The sequence below is a fragment of the Salinivibrio sp. IB574 genome (genome assembly GCF_001996205.1).
GTDB classification, from domain to species: Bacteria; Pseudomonadota; Gammaproteobacteria; order Enterobacterales; family Vibrionaceae; genus Salinivibrio; species Salinivibrio proteolyticus.
On the sequence record NZ_MUFN01000007.1, the window covers coordinates 68,637 to 95,262 of the forward strand.

Annotated in this window: 26 protein-coding genes and 2 pseudogenes; 16 read left to right on the forward strand and 12 right to left on the reverse strand. The window is 49.9% G+C overall.

The window, feature by feature from the left end; translation table 11 throughout:
* Nucleotides 1-133: 133 nt before the first annotated feature.
* Both pdsO and BZJ17_RS05195 read left to right on the forward strand, forming a co-directional pair.
* A complete protein-coding gene (pdsO, locus tag BZJ17_RS05190) occupies nt 134-853 on the forward strand; it encodes a sortase-associated OmpA-like protein PdsO (RefSeq protein WP_069588711.1) in 720 nt (239 codons plus the stop codon).
* A gap of 94 nt (nt 854-947) precedes the next feature.
* Nucleotides 948-1,376, forward strand: coding sequence for a GNAT family N-acetyltransferase (locus BZJ17_RS05195; RefSeq protein ID WP_077640012.1), 429 nt, complete (start codon nt 948-950; stop codon nt 1,374-1,376).
* Here BZJ17_RS05195 and BZJ17_RS05200 read toward each other — a convergent pair whose 3' ends face one another.
* A complete protein-coding gene (locus BZJ17_RS05200; protein WP_077640013.1) occupies nt 1,377-1,901 on the reverse strand; it encodes a methylated-DNA--[protein]-cysteine S-methyltransferase in 525 nt (174 codons plus the stop codon). It abuts the gene before it with no gap.
* Nucleotides 1,902-1,927: 26 nt separating this feature from the next.
* Nucleotides 1,928-2,359 carry a DUF3010 family protein gene (locus BZJ17_RS05205; protein WP_077480849.1) on the reverse strand — a complete coding sequence of 144 codons (432 nt, stop codon included), beginning with the start codon at nt 2,357-2,359 and terminating at the stop codon, nt 1,928-1,930.
* A 278-nt stretch (nt 2,360-2,637) separates the two neighbouring features.
* Here BZJ17_RS05205 and BZJ17_RS05210 point away from each other — a divergent pair, with 278 nt between their 5' ends.
* The 3 genes from BZJ17_RS05210 to BZJ17_RS05220 all read left to right on the forward strand — a co-directional run bounded on the left by BZJ17_RS05210 (nt 2,638) and on the right by BZJ17_RS05220 (nt 5,553).
* Complete coding sequence (locus BZJ17_RS05210) at nt 2,638-3,177, forward strand: NUDIX hydrolase (RefSeq protein ID WP_077457206.1); 540 nt, start codon at nt 2,638-2,640, stop codon at nt 3,175-3,177.
* Nucleotides 3,178-3,194: 17 nt separating this feature from the next.
* Nucleotides 3,195-3,413, forward strand: a complete 219-nt coding sequence (locus tag BZJ17_RS05215) for a DUF3820 family protein (RefSeq protein ID WP_077640014.1) — start codon at nt 3,195-3,197, stop codon at nt 3,411-3,413.
* A 454-nt stretch (nt 3,414-3,867) separates the two neighbouring features.
* Nucleotides 3,868-5,553 carry a serine protease gene (locus BZJ17_RS05220; RefSeq protein WP_077640015.1) on the forward strand — a complete coding sequence of 562 codons (1,686 nt, stop codon included), beginning with the start codon at nt 3,868-3,870 and terminating at the stop codon, nt 5,551-5,553.
* 121 nt (nt 5,554-5,674) lie between these two features.
* On the opposite strand, the gene rrtA is transcribed toward BZJ17_RS05220, so the two are convergent.
* Nucleotides 5,675-6,235: a rhombosortase gene (gene rrtA, locus BZJ17_RS05225; RefSeq protein ID WP_077640016.1), complete on the reverse strand. Its 561-nt coding sequence runs from the start codon at nt 6,233-6,235 to the stop codon at nt 5,675-5,677.
* Nucleotides 6,236-6,503: 268 nt separating this feature from the next.
* Here rrtA and BZJ17_RS05230 point away from each other — a divergent pair.
* From BZJ17_RS05230 to BZJ17_RS05250, 5 genes and pseudogenes are all read left to right on the forward strand, one after another.
* Nucleotides 6,504-7,133 (forward strand): annotated as a pseudogene (locus BZJ17_RS05230) (transposase); the annotation flags it as partial.
* A gap of 7 nt (nt 7,134-7,140) precedes the next feature.
* Nucleotides 7,141-7,494, forward strand: a pseudogene (locus BZJ17_RS05235) (NUDIX domain-containing protein); the annotation flags it as partial.
* 17 nt (nt 7,495-7,511) lie between these two features.
* On the forward strand, nt 7,512-7,727 hold the full coding sequence (locus BZJ17_RS05240) for a DUF3820 family protein (protein WP_077640018.1): 216 nt from the start codon (nt 7,512-7,514) through the stop codon (nt 7,725-7,727).
* Between the two features lie 395 nt (nt 7,728-8,122).
* Nucleotides 8,123-8,815, forward strand: a complete 693-nt coding sequence (locus BZJ17_RS05245) for a DUF6088 family protein (RefSeq protein ID WP_077640019.1) — start codon at nt 8,123-8,125, stop codon at nt 8,813-8,815.
* Nucleotides 8,812-9,834 (forward strand): nucleotidyl transferase AbiEii/AbiGii toxin family protein, encoded by a 1,023-nt coding sequence (locus BZJ17_RS05250; protein WP_077640020.1) that lies wholly within the window; start codon nt 8,812-8,814, stop codon nt 9,832-9,834. The genes BZJ17_RS05245 and BZJ17_RS05250 overlap by 4 nt, the downstream gene beginning before the upstream one ends.
* 292 nt (nt 9,835-10,126) lie before the next feature.
* Here BZJ17_RS05250 and BZJ17_RS05255 read toward each other — a convergent pair whose 3' ends face one another.
* Nucleotides 10,127-10,642 carry a hypothetical protein gene (locus BZJ17_RS05255; protein WP_077640021.1) on the reverse strand — a complete coding sequence of 172 codons (516 nt, stop codon included), beginning with the start codon at nt 10,640-10,642 and terminating at the stop codon, nt 10,127-10,129.
* A 208-nt stretch (nt 10,643-10,850) separates the two neighbouring features.
* Between BZJ17_RS05255 and BZJ17_RS17385 the strand changes: the two genes are divergently transcribed.
* Both BZJ17_RS17385 and BZJ17_RS17390 read left to right on the forward strand, forming a co-directional pair.
* Nucleotides 10,851-11,546, forward strand: a complete 696-nt coding sequence (locus BZJ17_RS17385; protein WP_241836762.1) for an SgrR family transcriptional regulator — start codon at nt 10,851-10,853, stop codon at nt 11,544-11,546.
* Nucleotides 11,539-12,330: a hypothetical protein gene (locus BZJ17_RS17390; RefSeq protein WP_241836763.1), complete on the forward strand. Its 792-nt coding sequence runs from the start codon at nt 11,539-11,541 to the stop codon at nt 12,328-12,330. The genes BZJ17_RS17385 and BZJ17_RS17390 overlap by 8 nt, the downstream gene beginning before the upstream one ends.
* A 3-nt stretch (nt 12,331-12,333) precedes the next feature.
* Here BZJ17_RS17390 and BZJ17_RS05265 read toward each other — a convergent pair whose 3' ends face one another.
* Nucleotides 12,334-12,972: a hypothetical protein gene (locus tag BZJ17_RS05265; protein WP_077457360.1), complete on the reverse strand. Its 639-nt coding sequence runs from the start codon at nt 12,970-12,972 to the stop codon at nt 12,334-12,336.
* Between the two features lie 144 nt (nt 12,973-13,116).
* Between BZJ17_RS05265 and BZJ17_RS17180 the strand changes: the two genes are divergently transcribed.
* From BZJ17_RS17180 to BZJ17_RS05275, 3 genes are read left to right on the forward strand one after another with little or no spacing between them, the layout of a single operon-like run.
* A complete protein-coding gene (locus BZJ17_RS17180) occupies nt 13,117-13,293 on the forward strand; it encodes a hypothetical protein (RefSeq protein WP_157893160.1) in 177 nt (58 codons plus the stop codon).
* Nucleotides 13,294-13,337: 44 nt separating this feature from the next.
* Nucleotides 13,338-13,766: a hypothetical protein gene (locus tag BZJ17_RS05270; RefSeq protein ID WP_069591194.1), complete on the forward strand. Its 429-nt coding sequence runs from the start codon at nt 13,338-13,340 to the stop codon at nt 13,764-13,766.
* Nucleotides 13,767-13,809: 43 nt separating this feature from the next.
* Complete coding sequence (locus BZJ17_RS05275; RefSeq protein WP_241836764.1) at nt 13,810-14,799, forward strand: L,D-transpeptidase family protein; 990 nt, start codon at nt 13,810-13,812, stop codon at nt 14,797-14,799.
* A 71-nt stretch (nt 14,800-14,870) separates the two neighbouring features.
* Here the strand turns inward: BZJ17_RS05275 and BZJ17_RS05280 are convergent, their stop codons facing one another.
* From BZJ17_RS05280 to malT, 7 genes are all read right to left on the reverse strand, one after another.
* Complete coding sequence (locus BZJ17_RS05280; RefSeq protein ID WP_069590383.1) at nt 14,871-15,095, reverse strand: LPP leucine zipper domain-containing protein; 225 nt, start codon at nt 15,093-15,095, stop codon at nt 14,871-14,873.
* Between the two features lie 185 nt (nt 15,096-15,280).
* On the reverse strand, nt 15,281-15,757 hold the full coding sequence (locus BZJ17_RS05285; protein ID WP_077640022.1) for a copper chaperone PCu(A)C: 477 nt from the start codon (nt 15,755-15,757) through the stop codon (nt 15,281-15,283).
* Nucleotides 15,757-16,347 (reverse strand): SCO family protein, encoded by a 591-nt coding sequence (locus tag BZJ17_RS05290; RefSeq protein ID WP_077640023.1) that lies wholly within the window; start codon nt 16,345-16,347, stop codon nt 15,757-15,759. The genes BZJ17_RS05285 and BZJ17_RS05290 overlap by 1 nt, the downstream gene beginning before the upstream one ends.
* Nucleotides 16,344-16,823 carry a hypothetical protein gene (locus tag BZJ17_RS05295; protein ID WP_077640024.1) on the reverse strand — a complete coding sequence of 160 codons (480 nt, stop codon included), beginning with the start codon at nt 16,821-16,823 and terminating at the stop codon, nt 16,344-16,346. The genes BZJ17_RS05290 and BZJ17_RS05295 overlap by 4 nt, the downstream gene beginning before the upstream one ends.
* 3 nt (nt 16,824-16,826) lie before the next feature.
* Nucleotides 16,827-17,756 (reverse strand): DUF368 domain-containing protein, encoded by a 930-nt coding sequence (locus tag BZJ17_RS05300; protein ID WP_108743782.1) that lies wholly within the window; start codon nt 17,754-17,756, stop codon nt 16,827-16,829.
* A 104-nt stretch (nt 17,757-17,860) separates the two neighbouring features.
* A complete protein-coding gene (pulA, locus tag BZJ17_RS05305) occupies nt 17,861-20,758 on the reverse strand; it encodes a pullulanase-type alpha-1,6-glucosidase (protein WP_077640025.1) in 2,898 nt (965 codons plus the stop codon).
* Nucleotides 20,759-20,950: 192 nt separating this feature from the next.
* On the reverse strand, nt 20,951-23,659 hold the full coding sequence (malT, locus tag BZJ17_RS05310) for an HTH-type transcriptional regulator MalT (protein WP_077640026.1): 2,709 nt from the start codon (nt 23,657-23,659) through the stop codon (nt 20,951-20,953).
* Nucleotides 23,660-24,153: 494 nt separating this feature from the next.
* Between malT and BZJ17_RS05315 the strand changes: the two genes are divergently transcribed.
* The gene (locus tag BZJ17_RS05315) at nt 24,154-26,604 is read left to right on the forward strand and encodes a glycogen/starch/alpha-glucan phosphorylase (RefSeq protein ID WP_077640040.1); all 2,451 of its coding nucleotides are present in this window, start codon (nt 24,154-24,156) and stop codon (nt 26,602-26,604) included.
* The last annotated feature ends 22 nt before the right edge of the window (nt 26,605-26,626 follow it).

The following is a 26,626-nucleotide window of genomic DNA, read 5'->3' on the forward strand; positions in this document are numbered from 1 at the left end:
TTCCGCGCAATTGCCATTTTTTTGCCACAATTGATCGCCACATTGCCATTTTTGCTCCCACAAAATGCCTGATCGGCTTGTTTTAATGTCCTCATCGCCAGCACGGCACAACAAACACACTTTCGAGGACATTATGGATATCAAAAAAGCACTCACACACTCTGTATTCGCGGTTTCTATGTTTGTCGTGGCAACCCCACAAGGGATGGCCGCCACACATGTTGAGCGAGACAAAAAACCAGAATTGATCGGTATGGGCAGCGGCGCGGTGGCTGGCGCGTTAGTGGCCGGACCGGTCGGCGCAGTCGCCGGAGCGATTATCGGCACCGTGATGGGGCAAAACGCGAGCTTCGAAACACTTGCGACGGAGCAGCAAGATACGATTGAAACCATGAATGCGAAAAATGAACAGTTGAGTCTTGTTACGCAAAAATACAACGAAGCTCAATTAGAACTTGCCCGCTTGCGCACCGAGCAACATTCTATCGAGGATATCGACTTAGCGATGAATATTCAGTTTCGAACCAGCTCGGCTGACATTGAACCCCACTTTATGATTCAGCTTGATGAGCTGGCAGGGTTTATCCAGCAAATGCCGGATGCGCAATGGCAATTGGCCGGGTATGCCGACCCACGGGGGCGCAAAGCCTATAACCAAGCGCTGTCAGAGCAACGTGTGCAAGCGGTTTATGACTACTTGGTATCAGTGGGAGTCGATCCTGCGCAGCTAGATACGGTTGCGTATGGAGACAGCCAGCCATTGGCCGACCAAGCCGACAATGAAGGCTTTTTCTTTGACCGTCGCGTCACCCTTTCACGCGTGAAAGGTGGGCAAATGGCACAGGCACAGTAATCGTCGCTTTATCGTTTTGGGGCTGGGCTACCATGCAACGGCCTAGCCCATCGCAAATGTTAGAGACTTATCTTCGGCAACCAAGGAAGACACCATGATTCGACAGGCAACCCTTCACGATATCGATGCGATTTGCGCCTTGTGTGAGCGCTGTCAGCCTGACCCACTTCCGTGGCGTCAAATGAAGAAAACGCTCACCGATTTGATTAATGCAGAGGATGCCAACGTATTAGTCGCTGAGCTTTGTGGGTTGGTCGCAGGCGTGGTGGCGTTCAATGTGATCTTACAACTGGAAAAATCCAACCATGTCGGGCGCATCAGCACCATTATGGTGGATGAACACTTTCGAGACATGACCCTCGGCCGCCAGTTACTCAGTGCCGCGGAGACCTGTTTGCAGGCAAGAGGGTGCGATCAGATTGAAGTGGTCCCGAGTTATCACAAAGCCGATGCGCAAAGCTTTTACCTGCACTGCGGTTTTAAACTTACCCCAGAGCGACTGATAAAAGCGTTAGCAGCGTAGCTAAGCGACAAAGGCTTTTTCTTTACCACTTTGCGGATTGGGGAGCGTGGTTGGCCATTTGCCGGTTGCTTCCCACATCAACAAGGCTTGTTTGGCCGCAAGACCGCCCCCGTAGCCAATCAGCTGCCCTTGGCGACCAATAATACGGTGGCAAGGAATGATGATAGAAATTGGATTCTTGCCATTCGCGCCGCCTACCGCTTGGTTGGCTTTTGGGTTACCAATAGCGGTGGAAATGGTCTGATAGCTGGCCGTTTGCCCATACGGAATTGCTTGTAGCGCTTGCCATACCCGTTGCTGAAAGGGTGTGCCTTGTGGGGCGAGGGGCAAAGAGAATTGTTGGCGCGTGCCATTGAAGTAACCATCCAGCTGACGACATGCTTCATCCAGTACCCGTTGGGCGGAGTGAGACGATGCATTAACGGGTTGCGGTGCGCGTTTAGGCAAATACAACCCGGTGAGTCCGTCGCGATTCGCGGTTAAGGTTAACTCACCGAGTGGTGATGCATAAGTGATTTGGCTCATAACACATCCTTGTGGTTGTCACTTAATCAGTTGGTGTGCTGATTACAATACGCGCAAGCGGTTAAAAACGCTTGTTCTTGGAACTGCTTAAGGCCGAGCTCTTTTAAGCTCACATCAACAGGATGACGTTTTAGGGTTTGCTTCATTACGCTGCTTGGCAGCACCTCAGCATCCGTTCCCTCAATTAGCTGCAACGCGGCTTCTAGCTTGAATCCAGCACTGCTACCGGCAAATTTGCCTTTGGTTGGGCGCTCGCGGATCACAATCTTTTCTACCTGATAGTCTTCGACCAGCTTGCTCATGGTGCGATGAAAGTGTTGGATGCTTTCTTGTGCTTCAGGCTTGGCAACGGTGATCTTTTTTGCGCGGCACTCAGGCACAGAAAACAAGCCGTTGTCGCTGTCTAGCAATACAATGTTCGCTTCATTGGCTTTTAAATCAACAGCACAAACTCTCATGATGATCTCTCTGTCTTAATCGGTAAGGGCGGGCAGTATACGCAAAAGGTCTCGCGTCGTCACAGGATTAACCTTACTTGCACGGGCGAGTCTGTCAATAATGTCGATAAATTCGTCCATACGGGTTTTTTAGCACCACGCTGGATAGCAAAGAGCAATGGGTTCGGGAAGAAGGCACCGCCTTGGCGTAACGGCGCTCGCGGTTTGCAACGCGCTGCGGCGAATCGTGCGAGTGTGTTATACTCGCGCGCTTTGCTTTCGTATTGCCTGAGTTCTTTATGCAGATTATCGCCCAACACACCGATGAGCGCGTGTTACCGCTCGACAACAAAACCATTATCACACGCCATGCGGCCCGCGCGATTGCGCTGCAAGGGGATGAGATCCTTTTGATGTACACCGCACGCTATGATGATTATTCGTTACCCGGTGGCGGTATTGACGAGGGTGAAACCGCAGAGCAGGGGATGATCCGCGAGCTACAAGAAGAAACGGGTGCACAACATATTCGTGATATTCGCCCGTTTGGCTGTTTTGAAGAATACCGCCCTTGGTATCGCGATGGCGCCGATGTGATGCACATGTTTTCTTACTGCTTCTACTGCCAAGTTGATCGAGAGCTTGGTACTCCCACGTTTGAGCACTACGAAATCCATAACGGCATGCGGCCTGTGTGGGTGAATTTGTCTCACGCGATCGCGCACAACAAAGCGGTGATGGCAAACAGTGACAAAGCCGGGCAATCGCTGGTACGTGAAACTATGTTGCTTGAAATGATTGCTCAGCAGCGTGAGAACCCCCAACAAGCCACAGCGTAATCGACAAGGAATGCTTCATGGACAAAGCGCAACTGATTAAATTGGCCAATATGCGTATGCCGTTTGGCAAATACGCAGGCCGTGTATTGATTGATCTGCCTGAAGAATACTTACTGTGGTTTCAAAACAAAGCAGAATTCCCCGACGGCGAGCTCGGGGAGCTGATGCAATTGTGCTTAGCATTAAAAATTGAAGGCTTAGAAAGCGTGGTTAAGCCTTTAAAAAACCAACCATAATTTTTGAATGCTTGCTTTCTCACCAATGGTCGTTGTGAATTCATGCGTCTGTGCCCCGCATCATCGTATCAAAATTATCTTTCTCTCGTGGCCTCATGCCGATCAGTCAGAGAAGGTACACTGAATCGAGCAAACAGTGCCTTAAATCATGTTGCTTTAAGGCACTGTTTTCGTGGTTATTTTTTTTATTAAGGCTACTTGGATAGATTTGTGGTCAATATTTGTTGACYAAATGATCATATCGCTATATCTTACTGCGCCTGGAGCGAGCCTGCGGCCACTTTTTGAACGATAACGGGTTACTTTTCGACCTCTTTCTGATTGAGACGTGAACGCATCAAACTTGTTGACTGAACCGTTGAGCAACATTGTTGCGGTTCAAACAAGGAGGGACTATTTGCACGCTCTTTTTTGGTAACGTTCCCACTTGTAAAGTGGTTATTTTGAGGTATCTATGAAGCACACCCTTTTATCGGCAGTATCAGGCGCAATACTGCTTGCATCTTCTCCTTTAATGGCTTCTGGAATGGACTCTGAGCTGACAGCTAAGATCATCGGTGGGAAGGAATCACACCCCGATGCTTGGCCCTATATGGCCGCTTTGACACGTGTGAATAAAAACTCACCTTTTTGTGGTGGTAGTTTGATTGCAGAGCGCTATGTATTAACGGCTGCCCATTGCCTAGTCAATGAAAAACCACAAAACTTCGACGTCATTCTTAACGCTTATGACATGAATGATTTGTCTGCGTCACCTCGCGCTCAGGTTCGTCATATTTATATGCATCCTGACTATCAGCCTGGCCATGTGAGTGCAGGTCATGATATCGCTATCTTAGAGTTAACGAAGGCGATGAATCAGCAATCGGCGATGCTGGGTAATGAAACTAATTTTAACGAGTTAGACAGTAATCAGTTTCTCACCGCTATTGGGTTTGGTTACCGTCAGTATAAGGAAGGCCGAGGTAGTGACCAACCGACCGTACTTCATGAAGTTCAATTGCCTTTCGTTCCAATGGCGCAATGTAAGTCAGCGCATGAAGGATTCAAAACACTGGGTGACGGTGTCTTCTGTGCGGGTGAGATGAATAAAGATACCTGTATGGGAGATAGTGGCGGACCACTATTTTATGACAGTAATGATGGGCTCCGACAAATGGGGATCGTGAGTTGGGGTTATAAATGTGGCATAAACCCAGGCGTGTATACCAAAATCAGTCACTATAAAGAATGGATAGAAGATAATACAAGAGGGCTTTCATACCGTCGGCGTAATGATCTTGGTATTGTACCTCCCGGCGACTATTCACACACATTTTCATTTACCAATATCTCTGGTGAATTCATTGAACTTAACAATCCCAAAGTGAAAGTAGATGGTAGAAATGGGCTTGGGTCTATAACAGAGAACACCTGTGGCGACAGTTTAGCTCCTGAACAACAATGTCAAATTACGACGAATTTTTCCTTATCAGCTTATCAGAAAGGCAGTGTGATGCTCGAGATCGAATCAGCTGACTTTCATTCAGGTAAGGTGTTCAGTCAGTTAGATTATCACACCTTACAAAGCGTCGACCTCAGTGTTAAAAATTACCTTAGCACATTGCCTGAGCATAAAGCACATACGAATGATCACCCTTGGCGAGTGGAAGGGCAGTATTTAAGAAGCGCCCTAAACCTAGAAAAAGGAAATGTGTCTGAGTTGGTCCTCGAAGATCTGCCACGAGGCGAGCTGAGTTTTATCTACGCGATTGATTCAAATACTATATTAGATAACTTGAAAATTTACGTTAATGATGAACAGACAGACACCTTGTATATTAAAGATCTATCGACAATAAAAGAGGCAGCGCTGGAACTCAAACTACTCGAAGCACGCAATATAGTTCGCATGGTATATACGCATTCGAAACACAGCGATAAAGCAGATAGTCACGTTAAGCTATCGAATTTTAAGCATCAAAAGTTAATTGATGATGAAATCGATGATTTGATTGAGCAAATCGATGCTGAGCATGCGAAACGTAGCAACGGTGGTGGTGGTAGCGTTGGCATTGAGCTAGGGCTATTTGCATTGCTTTTTATATGGCGACGTCGGTTTTTAAATGCCATGGCACCGTTCACAAAAGCGGGTAAATAGTATCAGTATTTGCCAATTAGATTGACGAATTTTCAGGCCACCATGATATCGATGATTGAACGATTCAGGTGGCCTGAGCACATTCCAATCGACCCTGATAGAATGAGCGACCTGTGCTGTGCTACGTTTTTTTCTTACGTGATGAGAATATCGCACACACAACCCCAACTAACGTCCCTGCCCAGTGCGCTTGATGTGCCACATTAGCCTCGATTAATGTCTCGGTAATGCCCATTCCGACGTTTGCACTATCAAATATCAGCTTAATCACCAGCCCAGCTAAAAGTAATTTCCCTGGTGGGAATTTGTTGGTGATGTCTTTAACACATCCCCAAGCAAACAGGCCATATAAAACGCCTGATAGCCCCGCATACCAGTCAAATGGCGTTAAAAACATCACTAACCCAATCATTAACATCATACCTGCGATCGGCATCATGAGCGGTTCATCGTAATGACGCCCATGCAGCGCGTACAACGCAGCGAGACCAGCCAGATTGATCACGAGGTGCTTAATGTTGGTATGTGTGAGGTTGCCAGTAATAATCCGCCACCACTGTCCGGCTTCAATTTCGGCTCGGTCCCACACCATGAATTGGTGTATATCTGGAATTTGGGCGATAACGATGATGATTGCCAGTGTGATAACCGGTTTGATCGGTGCCAACGTTGGGTCCTGCATTGTGATGGTTATTTCTTATCATACCAGAGCTGGCACGTGTGCATGTAGGTGTCTTTCTATCATTCTATTAGCCGTGCTTTCGACAAAGGAGAGGGAACCTTGACCCATTGTTTCAATTACCGCCGCGTAGCGCGTTCCAATCCATGCGCCTGCGGGAGGCGCGACGAAAGCGAGAGCTATAGTGATTTCTGGTGTATAAGCAAAAAAGAATGCGGTGTAACCTGTTGATTGATCTCGCCAGATCAACAACCAACAAGGAGTACACCGCATGGACAACAATCATAACGTTACTGAGCTTCATAAACCAGACAACCCGCTCAATGAACTGCTGAAACAAGGCGCGCAGCAGTTGTTGGCTCAAGCCATAGAAGCGGAAGTCCAAGCCTTGCTAGCGCAGTTTGCATCGCTTCAAGCTGACGGAAAGCAAGCCGTGGGGTTGTCAGCAAATAGTGTTTCTCGCCTCAAGCAACAATGGGAAGCGGAATACGACCAGTGGCGAAAAAGAGACCTGAGTAAACGGCGGTATGTCTATATCTGGGCTGATGGCGTTTACAGCAAAGTACGCATGGATGACAAGCTTTGCCTGCTGGTTATTATTGGTGTCGATGACACAGGCCGCAAGGAAGTGTTGGCGGTTGTTGACGGGTACCGAGAGTCAGAGGCCAGTTGGCTTGAAGCTTTGTCGCAACTGACTTCACAGGGCATGACCTGCGCGCCTGAACTCGCGATTGGTGACGGTGCGCTGGGCTTTTGGAATGCTGCCGCCAAACACTGGCCGACCACACGTCATCAGCGCTGTTGGGTACACAAGACCGCGAATGTGTTGAACAAAGTACCTAAGTCTGTTCAGCCAAGAATGAAAGAGTCGCTTCACGATATCTGGATGTCGGAAAACCGCAGAGCAGGGGATGATCCGCGAGCTACAAGAAGAAACGGGTGCACAACATATTCGTGATATTCGCCCGTTTGGCTGCTTTGAAGAATATCGCCCTTGGTATCGTGACGGCGCCGATGTGATGCACATGTTTTCTTACTGCTTCTACTGCCAAGTCGATCGAGAGCTTGGCACTCCCACGTTTGAGCACTACGAGATCCATAACGGCATGCGGCCTGTGTGGGTGAATTTGTCTCACGCGATCGCGCACAACAAAGCGGTGATGGCAAACAGCGACAAAGCCGGGCAATCGCTGGTCCGTGAAACCATGTTGCTTGAAATGATTGCTCAGCAGCGTGAGAACCCCCAACAAGCCACGGCGTAATCGATAAGGAATGCTTCATGGACAAAGCGCAACTGATTAAATTGGCCAATATGCGTATGCCGTTTGGCAAATACGCAGGCCGTGTATTGATTGATCTGCCTGAAGAATACTTACTGTGGTTTCAAAACAAAGCGGAATTCCCCGACGGCGAGCTCGGGGAGCTGATGCAATTGTGCTTAGCATTAAAAGTTGAAGGCTTAGAAAGCGTGGTTAAGCCTTTAAAGCGGATTTAACCTGCCTCAACCCAAACAGTCAGGCCACCAGCTTGGCTATTTTTCCCTCATCTCAAGCTGGTAACTAGGAGCAAGCTATAGGTTGCTTAAGTTGTTTTTGCCCCTTTATTCTTTAGTTAAGGTACTCATTAACTGAAAGCGATTACAGATTAGGCTTAGTTTTTCTTATTCCTGCCGAGCCGATAGTTGTCATCATGCTGCGTAGTATGGGAATTGAGTGACATTTGATGCACAATCAGCTCTGCCCACTTAATCAAAGCAAGACGATTTGCAAAGAAGAGATTGACTGGCACCTTTGGACAAAAGCATCTTGAAAAGCATCTGGATTTGGCTGGCAGTTTTGGACAAAACATGGCATATTTATAGTAGGCACGCTATTGCAAAAAGGTGATCGTATGACTTTTAGAACGGACACATCCACAGGAAAACGTCCCCAAAAGATATCGGAACTGGTGACTAATTATGTCAACCAGCGTCATTTTGGTAAGCCTTTCACACTGCATCAGGTAGCCTGCAAGTACAGCCTGTCCAACGAAGAGAGGCAAGCTGCCAGCAAGGCGCTTCAACGCTTGATAAGCAACAATAAGGTCGCTCGCCTAGCAAACGGTACCTATTATCGTCCAAAAGTCTCTCGATTTGGTCCATTACCATTGGAAACGTCTGAGATTGTGAAGCTCGTAACCAAGTCGAAAAATGCGACCGTCGTGCCTGCTGGCGCGGCTGCAGTTAACCAGTTGGGTTTGGATACCCAACTGCCTATGGTAACTAGTTACTATGTGTCAGTTCGAACCCGTGCTCAGTTGACACAAAAATCAGTCAAGTTTGAGTACAAGGAGTCGCTGCATTACTTTGCTGACCATTTCAAGGTTGCTGACAAAGACACAAAACGCACCGCGTTATTGATGTGGAGTGCCCTTTCCTACTTGGAAAAATCTGCTACCTCGCTATATGCCACAGAGCTAACGAAGAAATTCCAAGAAGCATTTGATCCGGCATCACAGGTAAAATTTATCTCTGCACTACCTCCCTCTATGGCATGGGCCAAAGAATTTTTCAAACCCGTAGCTTTGATTAGGACCCAATCGTGAACCCATTTTTCCAAGAAAACGACGCAAACCGCCAAGAAGCTCTCTTGGCGGCTTCCCAAGCCCACCCCCAGCAGCTACCAGCGTACATCATCGAGAAAGACTTCTATGTCACCAGTATCCTTAAGATTTTGTACGTCGATATTGCACCAAAGCTAGCTTCGCGATGCCCAGAACCTTTCATCTTTAAAGGCGGTACCTCACTATCGAAATGCCACGGCTTGATAAATAGGATGTCGGAAGATATCGATCTCTCGTTTTCGATGGACTTGTTCGGGGCGAAGGAAATCGACCGCCACCCAAAGCGTGGGCGAGGCAAGATGTACGATGAGGCACAGGCGATCGATGACCAAGCGCGGGAGTTTGTAAAGGAGGAGTTGATTGAACCTTTGACTAAGTCGCTGAAAAAACTAGATGGAAGAGTTGAGGTCGAAATTGAAAGTGATGAGCCGCTTCACCTCGCTATTCATTATCCTTCCGTAATGGAAGAGGGCGACGCAGTTCTTCGGCGCGTGCTGCTAGAAACAGGGAGCCTGTCACAGAACAATCCCGTAGAGCTGGTGAACATTTCCCATATGTTGGGTGACTATATTTCGGCATTCAAAGAACCCCAATTTCCAGTTGTAGCCCTTAAGCCAGAGCGAACGCTTCTAGAAAAAATGTTTGCTGTTCATTGCAATTTGATGTCCGAAAAACCACGCCCTAAATATGCAAGGCACCTTTATGACATTTTGCAATTGCACAACAAAAATAGTACCTGGTGCGAAGATAAAGCATTAATGGATGACCTTGTTGAATTTTGCGATATTCATTACAAAATCAATCAAGGTCAATGTAACGCTGCACGTAATGGACCGTTGCTTCTTGCCCCTAAATCTCAAGAGATGTTGGAACACTATGAACAGGATTGGGTGGCCATGTCTGACATGTTCCCTTTTGGCGACCTACCATCTCCATTCAAGGATCTGTTAAACGATATCCAAACGCTTGAAGCTCATGTGAATAAGGTTTACTACCCGTAGTATGCTTGGGGCCGTATATCTAAGGTGGCGGCCTCTTCGTTGTTGAACTACGTCGACTTAATAGGCTCTCTGAGTTCAATTCTAGGCTGACTTGACGAACTTCAGCTAATCCGAAGTTACTTATTTGAAGCTCGGGCTCTAAGTAACTTCTGTCCAGAACCTTCATAGAGAGCACTTCTTAACTTAGAAGTGCTCACAGAAGAAACCGCTTTTTGTTTCCAAACACAACACTCTCTTTCCCGTGAAGTGCTTGTTGAATGACGAGCGTCTTCAAGTCGCTTAAGCGTCAGATTTAACCGGCAATTACCCATTGGCGGTTGTCGTCAGTCGCCTCCATCATTGCGCGTAGAAGTTGTGCGCGTGCGTCGTCACTGGGTGCAATCAGATCATAAATGCCGCTGATTGGCTGGCCGTTTTCTTGGGTGTCTACCCGCATGGCGGCGGCGCAGGTTTCGCCGTGTTGGGTGCCAATGCACAAAGAGACCGTGGCTTCGGCAATTTCTACACCATCATGCAGAGCAAGCTGCGCGAAGTAAGCAAGCATGTCGGGGCGGGCATCGTCCGGCCACTGTGCCGCTTGTAGCTTGGCGTATTGCAGCATCAATGGATGGTTATCGACCCAATAAAGTGTCAAGGGTGCGTGGGCTGGGGCAGATGGCCGAGTCGCAGGAGTGGGTAACGTCTCTTCGGCATGGTAGCGCTCGAAACCGGCCAAGCTCTCAGCGGTTGGATATTGGGCTTGTTTAACATGGCAGGCCATCCAACGTTGCTTGACTTCAAAATGGGAAATAATTTCAGACGCGTCCATAAACACCACATGCGATAACAACAATCAACAGGCATCATAGCGGAGTGAGCAGAAATAACAATCGCTGCGCTACAGCACGCGAAAATAAAGCCTGCCAGAGATCACAGCCTCGATCTGATTGCGTTCAAACTGGGCAGACGGACTGTCCGTTGTCGCGTAAAATAGGAAGTATCAATAATGACTGATACTGCCTTTAGGTTCCCCTTTTATGTCTGGACAGCGGCTACGCGCACAATTTACCCGTCTTTATCATCACTTTAACGGGGAAGATTCGGATACCACGTTACAGGCGATTGCCGATATTTTGGTGTGTACACGGCGTAACGCGCGGATGGTCCTGAATAAGTTGGAGGAGCAGCATTGGCTGACGTGGGCGCCATCCGTTGGGCGAGGCAAATTGTCACGGCTGACGTTTTTGCGTACCGAGTCAGCCCTGCGTGACGAGCAAGCGGCCCATTGGTTAGCACAGGGCAAAATGGACCAAGCACTCGCCTGTTTGGATAACGATTCGACCAAGCTTGCGGCGTTGATCCAAAAGCAATTGGGGCCGAGCACCTTAAATGGTCGCCAGATTGTACGCTTGCCGTATTATCGTCAGCTTGAAAGCCTTGATCCGCGTACCCCCTTGCGCCGTTCTGAAGAGCACTTGGTGGGGCAAATCTTTAACGGGCTGGTGAAATACCAAGAGGGTAATAAGCAAGTCTGTGCGGATTTAGCTCACCATTGGGAGGCGCTTAGCCATACCCATTGGCGCTTTTATCTGCGCCCCGGCGTGCGATTTCATGATGGCCGTATGATGCGTGAAGACGATGTGGTGGCGAGTTTGTCTGCGCTATCGTCTCGGCGGTTTTTTGCCCACATCGCTAACGTGACATCACCTGCCGCGCGGATCATTGGTGTTTGATGAAGCGGCCATGTGTTATCTCACCCCGAGTACGGATCGTATGCCGGACTATGCGGTTAAGCCGCCAGCTGCGTTAAGCCAAAAGCTTGAAATGGACCAAGGGGCAGGGTATTTGATGCTCAATTGTCGTGATGGATTGGCGAAAAGTGCACGCTGGCGTGCTTACTTGCATGCCAAGTTGTCTTCCTTGCAATTGCTGCCGCGTTTAGCCGCGAACGGGATGGGTGAGTACCGCTTGTTTAATGCTTATGGTTTGATGCCCGGTTGGATCCATCACACCCAGCCGGTATCGATGCCAGAGCTACCGGGCCCGACGCGATTGAGTGTGGCTTATTTGGCGGACCATCCTCTTTATCCGCTGATCGCAACTGCCATTGAAGCGCATTTGGCCGAAGAAGGCATTCAAGTGGAAACCATGGCGCTGTCGCCAGATGCGTATTTTGGCGGGAAATACAGCCGAAAAATCGACATCTGGTTAGGGGCGATCAGTTTTGGGATCCGCGGGGAAGAAGGATTATTTAATTGGTTGGGTAATCACGATCTTTTCTTGCATGCGTTCACCGACGAGTTGCTAAATAAGGTTACCTATTACACTACCCGTTGGCGTGAGCAGGCTAAGCCAGATTGCGCTGAAGCCTTGGCGCGTGAGCTGGTTGCCCAGCAGGTGGTGCCGTTATTTCATATCTGGACGGGTGTGGTTGCCACGCCAGACTTGCAAGATGTGGCATCGAACGCAGTCGGTTGGTTCGATTTCCAATCGGTGTGGTACAAGCCAAGCGAGTAAGAGTTATTCTTCGACACCGAGCGGAAAGGTGGCAGTGAGTAGTAGGTACTTATGCAACGGCAGACCATCTTTTTTACGAAACAAAGGGTGGAAAATGCGATAGCGTCCGTCGGTCAGCCCCAATGGTTCGATGGTCTCGGCGAGGCTGGTGGTCGCACTGGTCAGTTTAATCCCTTGCGCGCGGTATGAGTCGGCATGAATCGGTTGATGGCCTAGCCACCAAGAAGGAATCGCTTTGCTGGCATTGGTTCTATCTATCCAGTGGTCGCTGACAATGATCACTCGCCCGGGCTCGGCCGGATTGGTAATACCGTGGTTGAGCAACCATGCGACATCGCGCACCAGTGCATCACGACAGGCCAAATTCCCACTGAGTAGACGGTGAGCAAGAATGTAAACCGCGGCGCCATCCAGTTGCAGTTGGTAAACGGTTTGGCTGTGGGGACGACTGTCATCAAGCAAGTGAAACTGAGCGGGGCGGTCGTGCGCTTCCAACACGCGCATTAAACGACGTGCCAGTGCTTTACCCATGTGTGGGTCACGCATCCCGCGGTTATGCACCGTGGGGTAATGATGTTCGCAAAGCTTGACGCAATCTTGTTGAAATTGTCGAAGCGCGAGCGAGACGAGATCATCTAACAAAAACGAGCCACTCCTACCAAAACACGACTGATTTATCGCACGTCATAAAGTATGCATTATATCACCCAAATCGCCCAATAAATCAGAGAGAAACGCCACTCTGTGCGCACTTTCTCATCACAAGTCGGTATGATTGGGCGAAGTATGTCTAGTTCTGCCACTAAAAGAGATATCGGCAATGCAGGCGTCGGCTTGATAGTGGCGGCAGAGATTTGCCTCTATGTTTACCCGATAAAAGGCAAAAGCCATGATGAGTACACCAATGTTGGTCGAAGTATGACCGGTTTCGGGCGCATTGAAGCTTATAAATTGGAACGGTAATTGCAGTGCTAGGTATCTCTGTGACATGAACTCGATGGATGATAATGAAAACAATAGCTTGGCTATGTGGTTCGGCATGTTTACTTGCCGCTTCGATTTCTTTTCCGGCTCGGGCAGCTGATGGCTTGGCGGCCGGCGTTTTTCTGGGGTCGCCGATGTCCGGTGTGACCATCAAGCAAGACCAATTTAAAATTCAAGCTGGGATCGATAAGTTTGGGATTGCGATCGACGGGACGTGGAATTTAGGGGAATGGCTAGGCCGGATGGAATATGCGCCCATGTATATCTATGCTGGTGGTCAGTGGGTGGACGATTCTACCCATCAGTGGGGACCGAGAGCTGGGCTAGGGGTGACACTTCCCGTAGGCACCGGTGATGTAGAGTTGTTTGCGGAAGCCGGTACCACATGGTACTGGGAGGAGAAAGGCGATATTGAATTTGAAGGCGCAGCCGGCGCAAGGATGTATTTTTAAGCGTTTTTATCATGCGCTTTGGTTGCTTGCCATCGGTTGGGGACTGAGCGTTTCCCCTGCATGGGCGGTGAGCTATCCGTTACCTTTGGATGGCAGTCGGCTTGTCGGCTATGCCTCCATGCACGAGGTGCAAGAAGGCGAGCATCTTGAAGCCATTGCAAAACAGTATGATATCGGCTTTTTAGCATTATTGACGCTAAACCCCGGCGTAGATCCGTACTTGCCAGAGCCCGGTACACTGATCAAGCTCCCCCAGCAGCATCTGTTGCCCGACACGCCCTACGAAGGGATTGTGATTAACTTGGCGGAGCTCAGGCTCTATTATTATCCGCCCAAGCCTCAAGGAGAGAATGACGCGACGGAGGAAGAGCCGCGGGTTCATATTTTTCCGATTGGCATCGGGCGAATTGGCCGTGAGACGCCCGTGATGCAAACTTACGTCAGCCAAAAGCGCCAAAACCCGACGTGGACGCCGCCGCAAAGTATTCGAGAGGAATATAAGCGGACACGCAATATTGTGTTACCAGACGTGGTCCCTGCTGGTCCCGATAACCCGTTAGGACGTCATGCACTGCGGCTTGGCTATGGGAATGGCGAGTATTTAATTCATGGTACGAATAAGTCATTTGGTATTGGTTTACGCGTCAGTGCCGGCTGTATCCGGTTGCGGCCTGATGATGTGGCTTGGCTTTTTGAGGCGGTGGATGTCAACACGCCCGTGCGGATCATTGATACGGCAACCAAGGTCAGCATTGAACCAGATGGACGAATTATGGTGGAAGCTCATCGTCCACTGTCGCGTACGGAGAAAGAAACCCAGCAACGTATTCTCCTGCCCCCCGATCCGGCGATTATTGCCAAACTTGAGCGAATGGATATTTCCACGCGACGTTATCGTGCCGCACTGGCGGTGCAACAAGGGGTGCCAATTGAAGTGGCGGAGCTGAGCCCGTTGCAGTTGAAGGTGTGGCATACGCTCAATGAGCAAGGCCTGACAAACGCGTCTGATCTGGTGAGAGCGGATACCCCTTAGTGACAGAATGAGGTAATCACGGATAAACAAAAAACGGCGCGAAGGCGCCGTTTTTATCTTTCAATCTTGCCTTATTTTGTATAAGACTGCGCCATGTTATCAATGCGTTCGTTGGCGCGTTTTGCTTCGTCATACGCCATTTGAGAGTCATTTTTCATCATGGAAACGTCGTTAGACAGCGCATCGACTTTCGCGGATAAATCATCAACACTTTGTTGTAGTGCAGTGTTGCTAGTACAGCCGACGAGCAACACGGTTGAAGCTATTGCTGCTAGCGCCATTGGACGGATTTTCATAGAGAACCTCGCTATTGTTGTTGGAGATAGCAATCACGTCAAAAGGGTCACGCGCAAGCGCGACTACCTTTTACCATAGACGGTGATAGGAGATTTTGCTGCTGAATCCTCAACTTGGCGGCCATACCTTGACACAGTTAACATTTAACGCGCTGTGTGACTCATCCATTAAGACGTGTTAAACGCTATTGGTGGTGATGATTTCCTTCATCGCTATGGTGCTGCATGCCTCCCATGACAGATTTCACTGGAATTTGCTTGGTCAGTGAATGGCCATCAGCAGTGCTCAGGGTGAGGGAAATCTGTTCGCCCACTTTCAGAGGCTTCACCAAGTCGAACAACATAACATGCAAGCCGCCCGGCTGAAGGACAACTTGTTCGCCGCTGGGCACCAGAATTTGTGGGATTTGACGCATTTTCATCATGCCACCTGCCATGGCGTGTTCGTGTAGCTCAACGCGTTTTGCCGCAGGAGTTTGGGCACTAACAACACGTTTGAGCACATCACTTTGATTGTCTAACACCATAAAGGCGGCACTGTTAGGGGCGCCCGGTGCACTGGCGCGCGCATAGGCGTCATGGATAAAAAATTCACCATGAGCATGGCTGAAAGATGCAGTGAAAAGTGCAATGGCTGAGATAAAAAGGCGAAAAAACGACATTATGGTTCCTTATTGGTGTCAGTCACTCGAGAAATAGCGGCGGTGATCATTTGAGGGTTCAAGGTGTGGGGCACCTTTTCTAAAAGCTCACCGTTCGGAGAAAGAAAATAAAAGTATGAGCTATGGTCAACGGCATAGTCCATGGCGGAGTCTTCCAGCTCGGTGATGCGATACAAAACGCCGTATCGCTTCGCCAGTTGATCAATTTGTTCGTTACTGCCACTCACACCTGTGATGGCCGGATGAAAGAAATGGGCATATTCGGCCGCCTTTTCACTGGTATCCCGCTTGGGATCCAGTGTAATAAAGACAGGTGACACCGCATCTTGTGTCGATTGCGGCAGTGACTTGAGCGCCGCCGATAATACCGCCAGCGAGGTGGGGCACACATCTGGGCAGTGTGTGTAACCAAAATAAACAATTCGGGGCCGAGGATCGGCTTCATTGAAAAGGTTGAAGGGTTGCCCATCTGATTGTAAGGCGCCAGCCTGTGCTTGCTGTTGCTTCACTTGATAACTGTCATAGTAAGCGCGAGCGCCTAACCCCAAACAAACCGCAAATAATGCCACTAGCCATGCTTTTTTGCTCATGGTCGCTCCATGGTCACTTTGATCGGAAATTGTGTTTGACCCTGATCTGGCACCGTAATGGTTCCTGCCCACGTCATGGTCTGCTCAGTGCAGACTGGAAGCATCAAATCGCCGCGATAGTGCGTTTCGTCTATTTGATTCAGCACTAGGCGATATTCTCCCATGTTCATCTCAACACCTTTTAGCTTAACTAATAGGGTTTCGCTATTAAGAGGTTGTGATGTTGTGAAGGTCAGCGTGTTAGCGTGCATGGGGTGGACGGTCGGGTCAGATAAACTGGCTTGATAGCCTTGATAATGGCAGGTTTGTTGGTTTAATGAGCAATGGTTAAGAGAGGCCGTTGAGCCTCCCTCTATCCAATCGGCAAGAGTGTTTAACCATGTCGGTGCGCTGAATGCGAGCGCAAATACTGCGACAATGCCTGCAATCGTCAGCAGGCGATGACCACTACGTGAGTCGGTGAGAGAAGAGTCCATGATTTAGTCCTGACTGGGGGCAAAGCGCTCCAACAGCAATACCAACACAAAGCCCGCTATCATGGCAATCACCGCAAGGCCAACTTGTGCCGGATGTCCCACCACGGCCTCATAAGCGCCGGGCAAGAGGTTATCTTGCACCAGAGGTACTTGTTCACCGGATGAGTTCGTGCGCCAAGTGAGGGTATGTTTCCAAGGCCAAATCTTACCCAAGGTGCCTAACATCAGGCCGGTCAGAAACGCGAGGGTCAGTGCGTAATAGCGGCGCAGCAGCCATGACAATAGATGCGAAAAGGTCAATAAGCCAGTCACCGCGCCAACAGCGAATAATCCCAATAAGCCAAATTGCGCTTGATGAACCGCACTCAAAATCGGGCTGTACATGCCAAGTAAAAGCAAAATAAAGCTGCCGGAGATACCGGGCAGGATCATAGCGCATATGGCAATCGCGCCGGAGAGAAACACTGTCGCCGGGCTTGCGGTCAAATGAAGTGGGCTGGCGACGGTAATCCAATAAGCAAATCCAACCCCTAGCGCACCGGCGATAAGGGTTTTAACGGTGAACTTAGGCGTTGGTAATTGCCTGGCTATGTGAAAGGCCGAGGCAATGATAAGGCCAAAGAAAAACGACCAAAGCGGAATGGGATGATGAGTGAGCATCCAACTGATCCCTTTTGCCAAACTGGCAATGCTGGTCAGAATGCCGGCTAAGAGTACACAAAGAAAGGTGCCGTTAACATGTTGCCAGACTGCTTTTAAACCTTCTTGGCGCCATAGTGTAAAAAGGCGCGGCGTGATACGCCGAATACTCTCAAGCAACTGCGTGTAGATACCGGTAATAAATGCGATCGTACCGCCAGAGACACCAGGAACCACATCCGCAGCGCCCATCGCCATGCCTTTAAGGTAAGTTGAGACCAGGTTCTTGATCATAATGCTATTCATCGATAAAAGCTGAGACGCGCATTATACCGACATTCATCCTGTGGGGTAGGGGGAATTATAAGAGGGGAGCTGCACTCCCCCCCCCAATACGATTAAGGTTGATGAGGTTTCTCGAATACGGCGACGGACCACGCGGGGATGGTGAGTGTGCCGTTGGTTACGTGAGCGGCCTGTTGGTTATACGCGATCGAGCTGTTGCCCGCATTGGTTTGCAAGCTGTGAAGCTGATAGCCGTTGGCGTCGATGTTGGCAAAGTCATTGACCGCCGTGCCTGAGGCATTGATCGCGACGATAATGCCGTCACGCGTTGCATCAATTGTGCTGTCGTGCAGACTGCCACTGTTATCAATCTGCATCACAATTAGCCCTGGCATTTGTGAGGCGCCGGTGTTGTGAAAGCTGACACGTTGGTTAATCACGCTGCCTTGGCCTAAGTGGAACAGCCCTGACGACGCACGCAGCGCCACCAGCTCATTAAAGTAGCTGTCCATGTTGCTGATTGCCTTTGGTGTTGGTTTGGCCTCGCTGTTGTGATTGGCAATCACGGTTTCAATCATCGGCCAGTTGTAGCCGTCTTTATCTTCACGTGGCAGCCCTTGATCCCACTGCGTGGTTTGTTGGGTAAAGTCGACGCGGTTATACCAATCGCCCGAGTCGTACGAGTCACGTTGCATGGATTTTGAACGAAGCAGTTCGCTGCCCATGTGAATAAAAGGCACCCCTTGTCCCAGCAGGGCAGTGGAGAGTGACACGGCTTGGGCGCGGACGCGTGTCGCAAGTGGCATGGCGTAAGGGAATTTGTATTGATTGTTATCCCACAAGGTTTGGTTGTCGTGCTTGGAGACATAGTTTTGAATCTCCCAAGCATCTTGCGCGTAGCCAGCCGGTTGACCGTTGTAATCGACTTCGTCCCCGCGCACGACGTCACCATTGGCAATCTGCAACTGAAAATCTTTTAAGTTACCCGCCATACCCAAACGAACTAGGTCGGCATTATGCAGGGCACTGGCTCTTTCCCCGCTGTTTTGCTGTTGCAAATCATTGGGGGCGACCCATTGACCATTACCAAAGCCTTGGTTTTTGCGCAGGTACTCGCCGCCATCGAACGGACCGCCGCCACGAACCGCWTCACGAAGTCGGTCAGAGAATGAGCCAATACCTGTGCCTGCAAGATTTGCTTGGGTGGCTTGGACAAACTGGCGATCGTTGGCGACTTCACCGAAGTTCCAACCTTCACCATAGAAATACACATCTGGATTGATGGCGCGGGCAACGGCAAGTGTGTGCTCGATCTGGGCCAGCGGATGGTGCCCCATCAAGTCCCAACGGAAGGCATCGATTTTGTAGTCTTTCACCCAAGTGGCAATCGAGTCATCGATCAGTTTGGCAAACATGCGATGCTCAGGCGCGGTATTGGAACAGCAAGTGGATTGCTCAACGTCCCCAGTGACGGGGTTAAGGCGCTGATAATACCAAGGCACGACTTTATCCAGCACAGAATAGGGCCCTAAGCCTGCTTGGTGGGTGTGGTTGTAGACCACGTCCATCACTACATTCATGCCGATATCTTGTTTGATGGCCATGATCATTTTACGAAACTCGAGGATTCGCGCGGTGCCTTCAGGGTCGGTCGCATAACTGCCTTCAGGCACAGTGTAATGGAAAGGATCGTAACCCCAGTTAAAGCTGTCGTATTGACGCATCGCCGCCATCACCGTTTGCACATAGGGGGTGTCAGCACTGTCTTGGGTGGCTAAATCCGTTAAAGCCGCTTGGATGGTTTGATTGTTGTCGCACTCACTGGCCAGCCTTGGGGTATCTTTCAGTGAGGGGACTTTGTCACATAGCGTGGAGAAGCGGTCGGTGACATCGATACGTTGCGCCGCGTCCTCGTTGATGGAGGCAATGTCAAACACGGGGAGCAGGTGTAAGTGAGTAACCCCAGATTGCGCGAGCGCGGTTAAGTGTTTGACCGGCTCAGTGGTGTTTTGGGTAAAAGCAAGGTACTTGCCGCGCAGATTTTGGGGAGTGGATTGATCGAGCGCGGAAAAATCACGCACGTGCGCCTCATAAATCACGCTGTTGGCGGGATTTTGCTGCGAGTGAGGCGCACTCAGCGTATCCCAACCACTGGGTTTAAGCGCGGGCGCATTCAGATCGACCACCTGTGAATAGCTGGAGTTGGTCGACAAGCTATGTGAGTAAGGATCCGTGACTTCGAGACGCTCGACACGGTGTGTGGCAGGGTGATAGACCGACAGTTGATAACGGTAATAGTCGCCATGATTCAGCGCCGTGGTGGCAACATGCCAGCTTCCTGACTCGGCGTCGAAGTCCATTTTAATGGGCGTTTGGCGCTGTTTGGGCGCGTTTTGTTCGCTCGCCGATTGATAGGGCACCAGCGAGACTTGCTGTGCGGTAGGGGCCCATAAACGAAATTCAGTGTGTCCAGCGTCAGGGATGGCACCAAAGTTAAGTTTTTCGGCGTGTTCGGCGTACAAGGCATCGAGCGCGCGGGCCGGTTGCACATCGGTTGCGGTTAATACGGTATCACCGTCTTTGGCGATAGCGAGAAGCTGCCCTTTAAGCCATTGCTTCAGCGCAATATCAGCGTCAACAAAGTCAAAATCGAACCCTTTGACGTTACCTTGCAAATGGGGAAACGATGTCTGCCAATGATCACGCGTGGCAAGGGTGGATTCGACACTCGCGGTGGCGTTTTCCACCTGTTGTGTGTCCGGGTTATAGCGCATCGTGCCATCAGCGGAGTAATACAAGGTGAGCGAGGTGGCGTTGGTTTGATGAGTGAGCAGGGTATCGGCGTCAGCAAATAGCACACTGGCATCGCTGGTGCCCGCATCACGAACACTGGCGGTTGGGTTGGTATCGACGTCAGGGTTATCGTCATTTAACGGACAGCCTGTTAATACAATCGCCGAGGCAATCGTAAAAGGCAGTGCAAGAGGATGTTTATTTAACAGATGATTCATTAGGTTGACCTTTATGTTTTGTAGGGAGGCCAAGCTTACTGAAAGGTGAAATGTACCAACTGTGATCGCGTTATAAATCAACTTATGAATAAGAAAATATTTCAATAATTCAATAACGTATCACGAAAGGTAGGCGGAGAATAATCAGCGTCTACGCCCTTAGCGAACAGCCAAAGGCGTAGGTTTCATCCGTTAACTTCCCATCAGTTGCAGTAAATTTTCTGCGGTGACTATCGCTTCTTTGCGGTTTGCAATATTCAGCTTTTGGTAAAGGTTACGGATATGCGTTTTGATGGTGGTACCGGCGACATCGAGCTCTTGAGCAATTTGTTCATTGCTCAAGCCCGAATAAATGAGCCCAAGGACTTGCCACTCGCGTTGCGTGAGCGAGCTGGTGCGCACCAACTCGGGGACGTTGGGGTGTTTCACCAATTTTTCGACGAAATCCTCATCAAAGTGAACGGCGCGGCTGCGCTGATGACTGGCAATTTCTTTCAGCAGTTGCTGAGCGCGATGACGCTCTAATGCTCCGAGTGCTTGCTGTTGAAGCAATTGGTGTAGTAAGGGCGCTATCGCCTCGCCTTCGATTAAGAAGTTACCCACCATGCTGGTCTGGTTGGTTAGCGTAAGCGCCTCTTGCAGTAAGGTTTTCGCATATTCTTCTTCCTGCTCTCGGCTGGCGAGTACGGCTTCCACAATCAGGTTGCGGTTTTTATCCGTGACTAGGCATGCGCGGTCGGCTTCTTTACGTAAGAAGGCCAACGCCTCGCGGGCTTTGTCATGATGTCCCAGTTGTAAGTACGCACGGGCAATATTTCGCCATTGCAGTTGGCAAAAATGGTTACAGGCAGTGTCGGGACGCACGGCTTGATGGAGCCATTCATCGATATTGGTGAGCTCATGTTTGGCTTGCCAGTATAAGAGTAGTGACAGCGAGGCATTGGCGGTCCAGTCTACGTGGTAAACCGATTCACGAAGAAGGTGTTCGATATGGTCGATATACTTTGAGGCTTTATCGAGCTCACCACGGCTAATCGCGACGCGAGCCAGCATGGAATAACTGTGCAAGTGTTTGCTCGGCGGCTGCGTTTCCAGCACGCGAAGTCCTTTATGCGCACAGACTTCGGCTTCATCCAATCGATGCCAGCACCATAGAATTTGTGCCCGCAAGCGCAGCGCAAATTCATGCAAAGGGACTTGGTGGAGCTGCTGATCTTCAATCAATTTATCGGCGCTATCCAACAATTCGAATGCAGCTTGCACGTAGCCTTGTGCGAGCAAAATTTCGCTTTGTTGTAAAATCGCCCATAACGCTTGGTGGTACACTTGATGCTGGCGCGCGAGCTTCTCGGTTTGCTGCATCATAGACAGGGCGCGATCAAGCTGCCCAACCACGTGATTTACTTCTCCCACCACGGATGTGGCGACAATGCGACCGCGATAGTTCGCGCTATCGAGTTGGCTAAGTGCCAGCTCGGCCAGCGTCATCGCTTGGTCAGGATCGTTGCGATTGATGGCAACTTGGGCCAGTAACGCGTTGGCATTTCCCTGATAATCAATATCAAGCGTGATATTCCGTTTTTGGTAGGCTTGCTCTGCTTCTGCGAGAAGTTCGCCGACTTCATGATATCTGTGTTGACTCTGCGCTAACCACGCGCGTAGCAGACCTAAGTTGGGGTAGGTGAATAGCAACTGATTACTGATTTGGCCGATAGCCGCCTCTAGGGTCGAGAGCTCTCCACGATTAAACATACGCCAACCGTGCTGATTGAGGATATCCGCCATCAAGGTATCGTCTTCGGCGTAGCGGGCGTGGCGCAATGCTTGATGGGGCGTATTCAGCTTTAGCCAAGCCAATGATGCCTGCCGGTTTAAGTGTTGTTGCTGTTGAGGGATCCGTGCTTGACGCTCATGGGCGAGAAACTCTGCGAATAAATGGTGGAAGCGGAACCAGTTATTGTCTCCTTCCAACGGATAGATGAATAAGCCGTAGCGATTTAGCGACTCGAGCATGCCGAGCGCGTCTTCGCGCTCGGTTAGCGCAAAGACCAGCTCGTCATTAAACATTTCCAGCACGGAAACTTGCATTAAAAACTGACGGGTTTCACTGTCCAGCAGATCGAACACTTCTTCGACCAAATAATCCCACAGGTGGGCATGGTTAAAACTCGCGCAGGAGGCGGCACTTTGCATCAGGGTCCGTTTTTGATGCTGAGCCTGAATCGCAATTAACTGTAGGGCAGATGGCCAGCCCTCGACGTAGGCACAGAGGGTGCTTGCGGTAGTTTCGTCGACACCATCGGCGACACGTTGATTAAAAAAGCGGGTGGTCTCTTCATTATCAAATGCAAGCAGTTCATTGCCGATCTCGATCATCAGATCGCGAACCCGCAAATTTGCTGTCCCTAGCGGCGGATTCGCGCGCGAGGTCACCACCAAAGTCAGGCTATCGGGCATGTGCTTAATAAAAAAGCGCATTGCTTCATGAATGTCTTCATTGTCGATCAATTGGTAGTCATCCAATACCAGATAACAGGTGGACTGTAACCCAGCCAGCTCAGCGAAAACATCGGAGAGCAGCGCACGCAGGGATGAGAACTGGCGTTTTTCTGCTAGCTTAACGGTATTGGGGCACCCATCGTGGGTCGCTTTATTTAATGCTTGCAACAGGTAGTTGATAAAGCGGAAGCTGTCGTTGTCGCTGTCATCAATGCTGAACCAGCCGACATGATTTTGATCGGCGAGCCATTGTGCGGCCATGGTGGTTTTGCCGTAACCTGCCGGCGAGCGGAACAACACCAATTTGTAATGTGGCGCTTGTTGGAGGATATCCAATACGCGCGGGCGCAAGATGGCATTGTAGAGACGGCCGGGACGGGTAAGTTTTGACGGGATCCACATAGCGAGAAGGTCCTTTACAGCGAGTGCGGCTTTGCCGCGTTTATCCTTGTACGCAAGTGTATGTAACTGGTCTGTCACAAACTATGATCCAGCGCTGATAATGGTACAATTGCTCTATTTTGGTGCAGCTACGCCTTTCAATTGTGATTAAAGTCACTAATTTTATTGGTTAGGATACGGAATATGGAAGGTGTTACACGCCAGAGACGATGAATGCCCCCACAATTTGCGTTAGCGCACAAAATTAACAAAAGGGATTGTTCTTTTTTCACAGCCGTATTTTGGTCAGTGTTCCCTCAAATTGTGATTTTAATCACCTCAATATCACGAAACTCCTCCATTGATGAGAGCAAGCTCACTCACAGCTTGTGATGTGGCTCTCTACGCCCTGACAACTCCTCCTTTCCTCCTCCTGTCTCGGGAGGATGTTTGCATCGACAGGCTTGGGCAGGATGACTGTCATCGAGATTTTCTTCCATTACGAGAGCGATGACATGACGCCTAAACAGCAACACGCATTTGATAAAAGCGCTTTTAAAGCCAGTATGACCCAGCATTTGACGCAGCTTGGTCGCACCCCTGAAACCGCAGAGATGCGCGATTGGTATCTCGCCTTAGGCCGTGCGCTGGCCGAACACACCACCAGTGATCTGGTTGCGACAGAAAACGATTTAGCCATCAAACAAGCGAAGAGTGTGAACTACTTATCCTTAGAGTTTTTGATTGGCCGTTTAACGGGCAACAACCTGATCAGCATGGGGCTTTACAATGAAATTGCGGCTGTGGTCAGCGAGTTTGGGTTTGGCCTGACCGATTTGCTTGAGCAAGAGCGTGATCCTTCGTTGGGGAATGGTGGTTTGGGCCGCTTGGCCGCGTGTTTTATGGACTCGCTCGCAGCCCAACAGTATCCAGCGGTCGGCTATGGCTTGCACTATGAATATGGTCTGTTCCGTCAATCCTTCAAAGATGGCGCCCAACAAGAAGCACCGGATGCGTGGCGTGAGCCAGAAGGCTATCCGTGGGAAGTGGTTCGTCCTGACCTTGCCCAAACGGTTGGCTTTTATGGCCATGTGGCGGTGATTGAAGAAAACGGCCACACGCGCCGCGAATGGGTTCCTAGCCTTCATATTCAGGCGATGCCTTGGGATCTGCCTATCGTGGGCTATCAAAGTAATACGGTTTATCCACTTCGCTTATGGGAAGGTCGAGCACTGACGCCATTTGCGCTCGATGCCTTCAATGATGGTGACTATACCCGTGCGCAACAAGCCGCAATTGATGCAGGCAACCTGACCAAAGTGCTTTACCCGAACGATAATCATGATGCGGGTAAAACGTTGCGTTTGATGCAGCAATACTTCCACAGTGCGGCCTCTGTTGGGGATATTCTTCGTCGCCATTTAGATGCCGGCCACCCACTGGCTGCTCTTCCAGATTATGAAACCATTCAGTTGAATGATACTCACCCGACTATCGCCATTCCTGAGCTGATGCGAGTGCTGTTGGATGAGCACCATTTGAGCTGGGATGACGCTTGGTCTATCTCCAGCCAGACGTTTGCTTACACCAACCATACCTTGCTTCCAGAAGCGCTGGAGACGTGGAGCGAGTCGTTAATGGCGAACTTGCTGCCGCGTCACATGGAAATCATTTTTGAAATCAACCACCGCTTCTTGCAAGACGTTGCTGCGAAATGGCCGGGCGATGTCCGCAAACAGCAAGTGCTGTCTGTGATTGACGATCAGGGTGAGCGCATGGTGCGCATGGCAAACCTGTGTGTGATTGGCTCGTACGCGGTCAATGGTGTGGCGGCGTTGCACTCTGAGTTGGTAAAACGCGATCTCTTCCCTGAATTTGATGCGCTTTATCCGGGCCGTATCCAAAACGTGACCAACGGGATCACGCCACGTCGTTGGTTGAAGTTCTGTAACCCGGCTCTCTCTGCCCTTATCAGTGAAAAAATTGGCGACCAATGGCCGGCTCATCTCGAGCAACTGGAGCAAATTGCCCAGTATGCTGATGACAAAGCGTTCCAAAAAGCCTTTATGGCAGTGAAAAAGCGCAACAAGCAGCGTCTTGCTGATTGGGTAAAAACCCATCTAGACATCACGCTAAACACTGACGCCATCTTTGATGTTCAAATCAAACGTCTTCATGAGTACAAGCGTCAACATCTGAACTTGTTACATGTGATTTCTCTGTATCACCGTCTGATCCATGAGCCGAATTTCGATATGACGCCTCGTGTGGTGTTCTTTGCTGCCAAAGCCGCGCCGGGCTATGCGCTCGCCAAATCGATCATTTTTGCGATTAATAAGGTGGCAGAGACGATCAATAACGATCCACGAGTCGGTGACAAGCTTAAAGTGGTCTTTATCCCTGACTACCGAGTCAGCATGGCTGAAATCATTATTCCTGCTGCCGATGTGTCTGAACAAATTTCGATGGCCGGCAAAGAAGCGTCGGGCACCGGCAATATGAAGATGGCGCTTAATGGTGCATTGACTATCGGGACCATGGATGGCGCGAACGTGGAAATTCGTGAGGAAGTGGGTGATGACAATATCTATATCTTCGGCCTCGACGTGGAAGGCGTGAATGCATTGCGTGAGAAAGGTTATCACCCTGATCACGAATACCATCAACAGCCGCTTTTAAAAGCGTCGCTTGATAGTCTGTTGGATGACACCTTCACGCCGGGACACCCAGGATTACTCCGTCCGGTATTCGATAGTGTGATGGCCAGTGGCGACCCGTATTTGTGCTTAGCGGATTTTGCCGATTATGTGCGTGCTCATAATCAAATTGATAGCGATTATCGTGACTCAACGCTGTGGGCACACAAAGCAATTTTGAACACCGCGCTGGTGGGCAAATTTAGCTCTGACCGCTCAATTCGAGACTATGTCGCTAACATTTGGCAACTGAAAGCGGTAAAACGCTAAGCCTTTGATACCAAGCTGACAT

Bases quoted from the DNA above. Each gene is read 5' to 3' on its own strand.
- pdsO (WP_069588711.1), top strand. From the start codon at position 134: ATGGATATCAAAAAAGCACTCACACACTCTGTATTCGCGGTTTCTATG.
- BZJ17_RS05195 (WP_077640012.1), top strand. From the start codon at position 948: ATGATTCGACAGGCAACCCTTCACGATATCGATGCGATTTGCGCCTTG.
- BZJ17_RS05200 (WP_077640013.1), bottom strand. From the start codon at position 1,901: ATGAGCCAAATCACTTATGCATCACCACTCGGTGAGTTAACCTTAACC.
- BZJ17_RS05205 (WP_077480849.1), bottom strand. From the start codon at position 2,359: ATGAGAGTTTGTGCTGTTGATTTAAAAGCCAATGAAGCGAACATTGTA.
- BZJ17_RS05210 (WP_077457206.1), top strand. From the start codon at position 2,638: ATGCAGATTATCGCCCAACACACCGATGAGCGCGTGTTACCGCTCGAC.
- BZJ17_RS05215 (WP_077640014.1), top strand. From the start codon at position 3,195: ATGGACAAAGCGCAACTGATTAAATTGGCCAATATGCGTATGCCGTTT.
- BZJ17_RS05220 (WP_077640015.1), top strand. From the start codon at position 3,868: ATGAAGCACACCCTTTTATCGGCAGTATCAGGCGCAATACTGCTTGCA.
- rrtA (WP_077640016.1), bottom strand. From the start codon at position 6,235: ATGCAGGACCCAACGTTGGCACCGATCAAACCGGTTATCACACTGGCA.
- BZJ17_RS05240 (WP_077640018.1), top strand. From the start codon at position 7,512: ATGGACAAAGCGCAACTGATTAAATTGGCCAATATGCGTATGCCGTTT.
- BZJ17_RS05245 (WP_077640019.1), top strand. From the start codon at position 8,123: ATGACTTTTAGAACGGACACATCCACAGGAAAACGTCCCCAAAAGATA.
- BZJ17_RS05255 (WP_077640021.1), bottom strand. From the start codon at position 10,642: ATGGACGCGTCTGAAATTATTTCCCATTTTGAAGTCAAGCAACGTTGG.
- BZJ17_RS17385 (WP_241836762.1), top strand. From the start codon at position 10,851: ATGTCTGGACAGCGGCTACGCGCACAATTTACCCGTCTTTATCATCAC.
- BZJ17_RS17180 (WP_157893160.1), top strand. From the start codon at position 13,117: ATGTCTAGTTCTGCCACTAAAAGAGATATCGGCAATGCAGGCGTCGGC.
- BZJ17_RS05270 (WP_069591194.1), top strand. From the start codon at position 13,338: ATGAAAACAATAGCTTGGCTATGTGGTTCGGCATGTTTACTTGCCGCT.
- BZJ17_RS05280 (WP_069590383.1), bottom strand. From the start codon at position 15,095: ATGAAAATCCGTCCAATGGCGCTAGCAGCAATAGCTTCAACCGTGTTG.
- BZJ17_RS05285 (WP_077640022.1), bottom strand. From the start codon at position 15,757: ATGTCGTTTTTTCGCCTTTTTATCTCAGCCATTGCACTTTTCACTGCA.
- BZJ17_RS05290 (WP_077640023.1), bottom strand. From the start codon at position 16,347: ATGAGCAAAAAAGCATGGCTAGTGGCATTATTTGCGGTTTGTTTGGGG.
- BZJ17_RS05295 (WP_077640024.1), bottom strand. From the start codon at position 16,823: ATGGACTCTTCTCTCACCGACTCACGTAGTGGTCATCGCCTGCTGACG.
- BZJ17_RS05300 (WP_108743782.1), bottom strand. From the start codon at position 17,756: ATGATCAAGAACCTGGTCTCAACTTACCTTAAAGGCATGGCGATGGGC.
- malT (WP_077640026.1), bottom strand. From the start codon at position 23,659: ATGTGGATCCCGTCAAAACTTACCCGTCCCGGCCGTCTCTACAATGCC.
- BZJ17_RS05315 (WP_077640040.1), top strand. From the start codon at position 24,154: ATGACGCCTAAACAGCAACACGCATTTGATAAAAGCGCTTTTAAAGCC.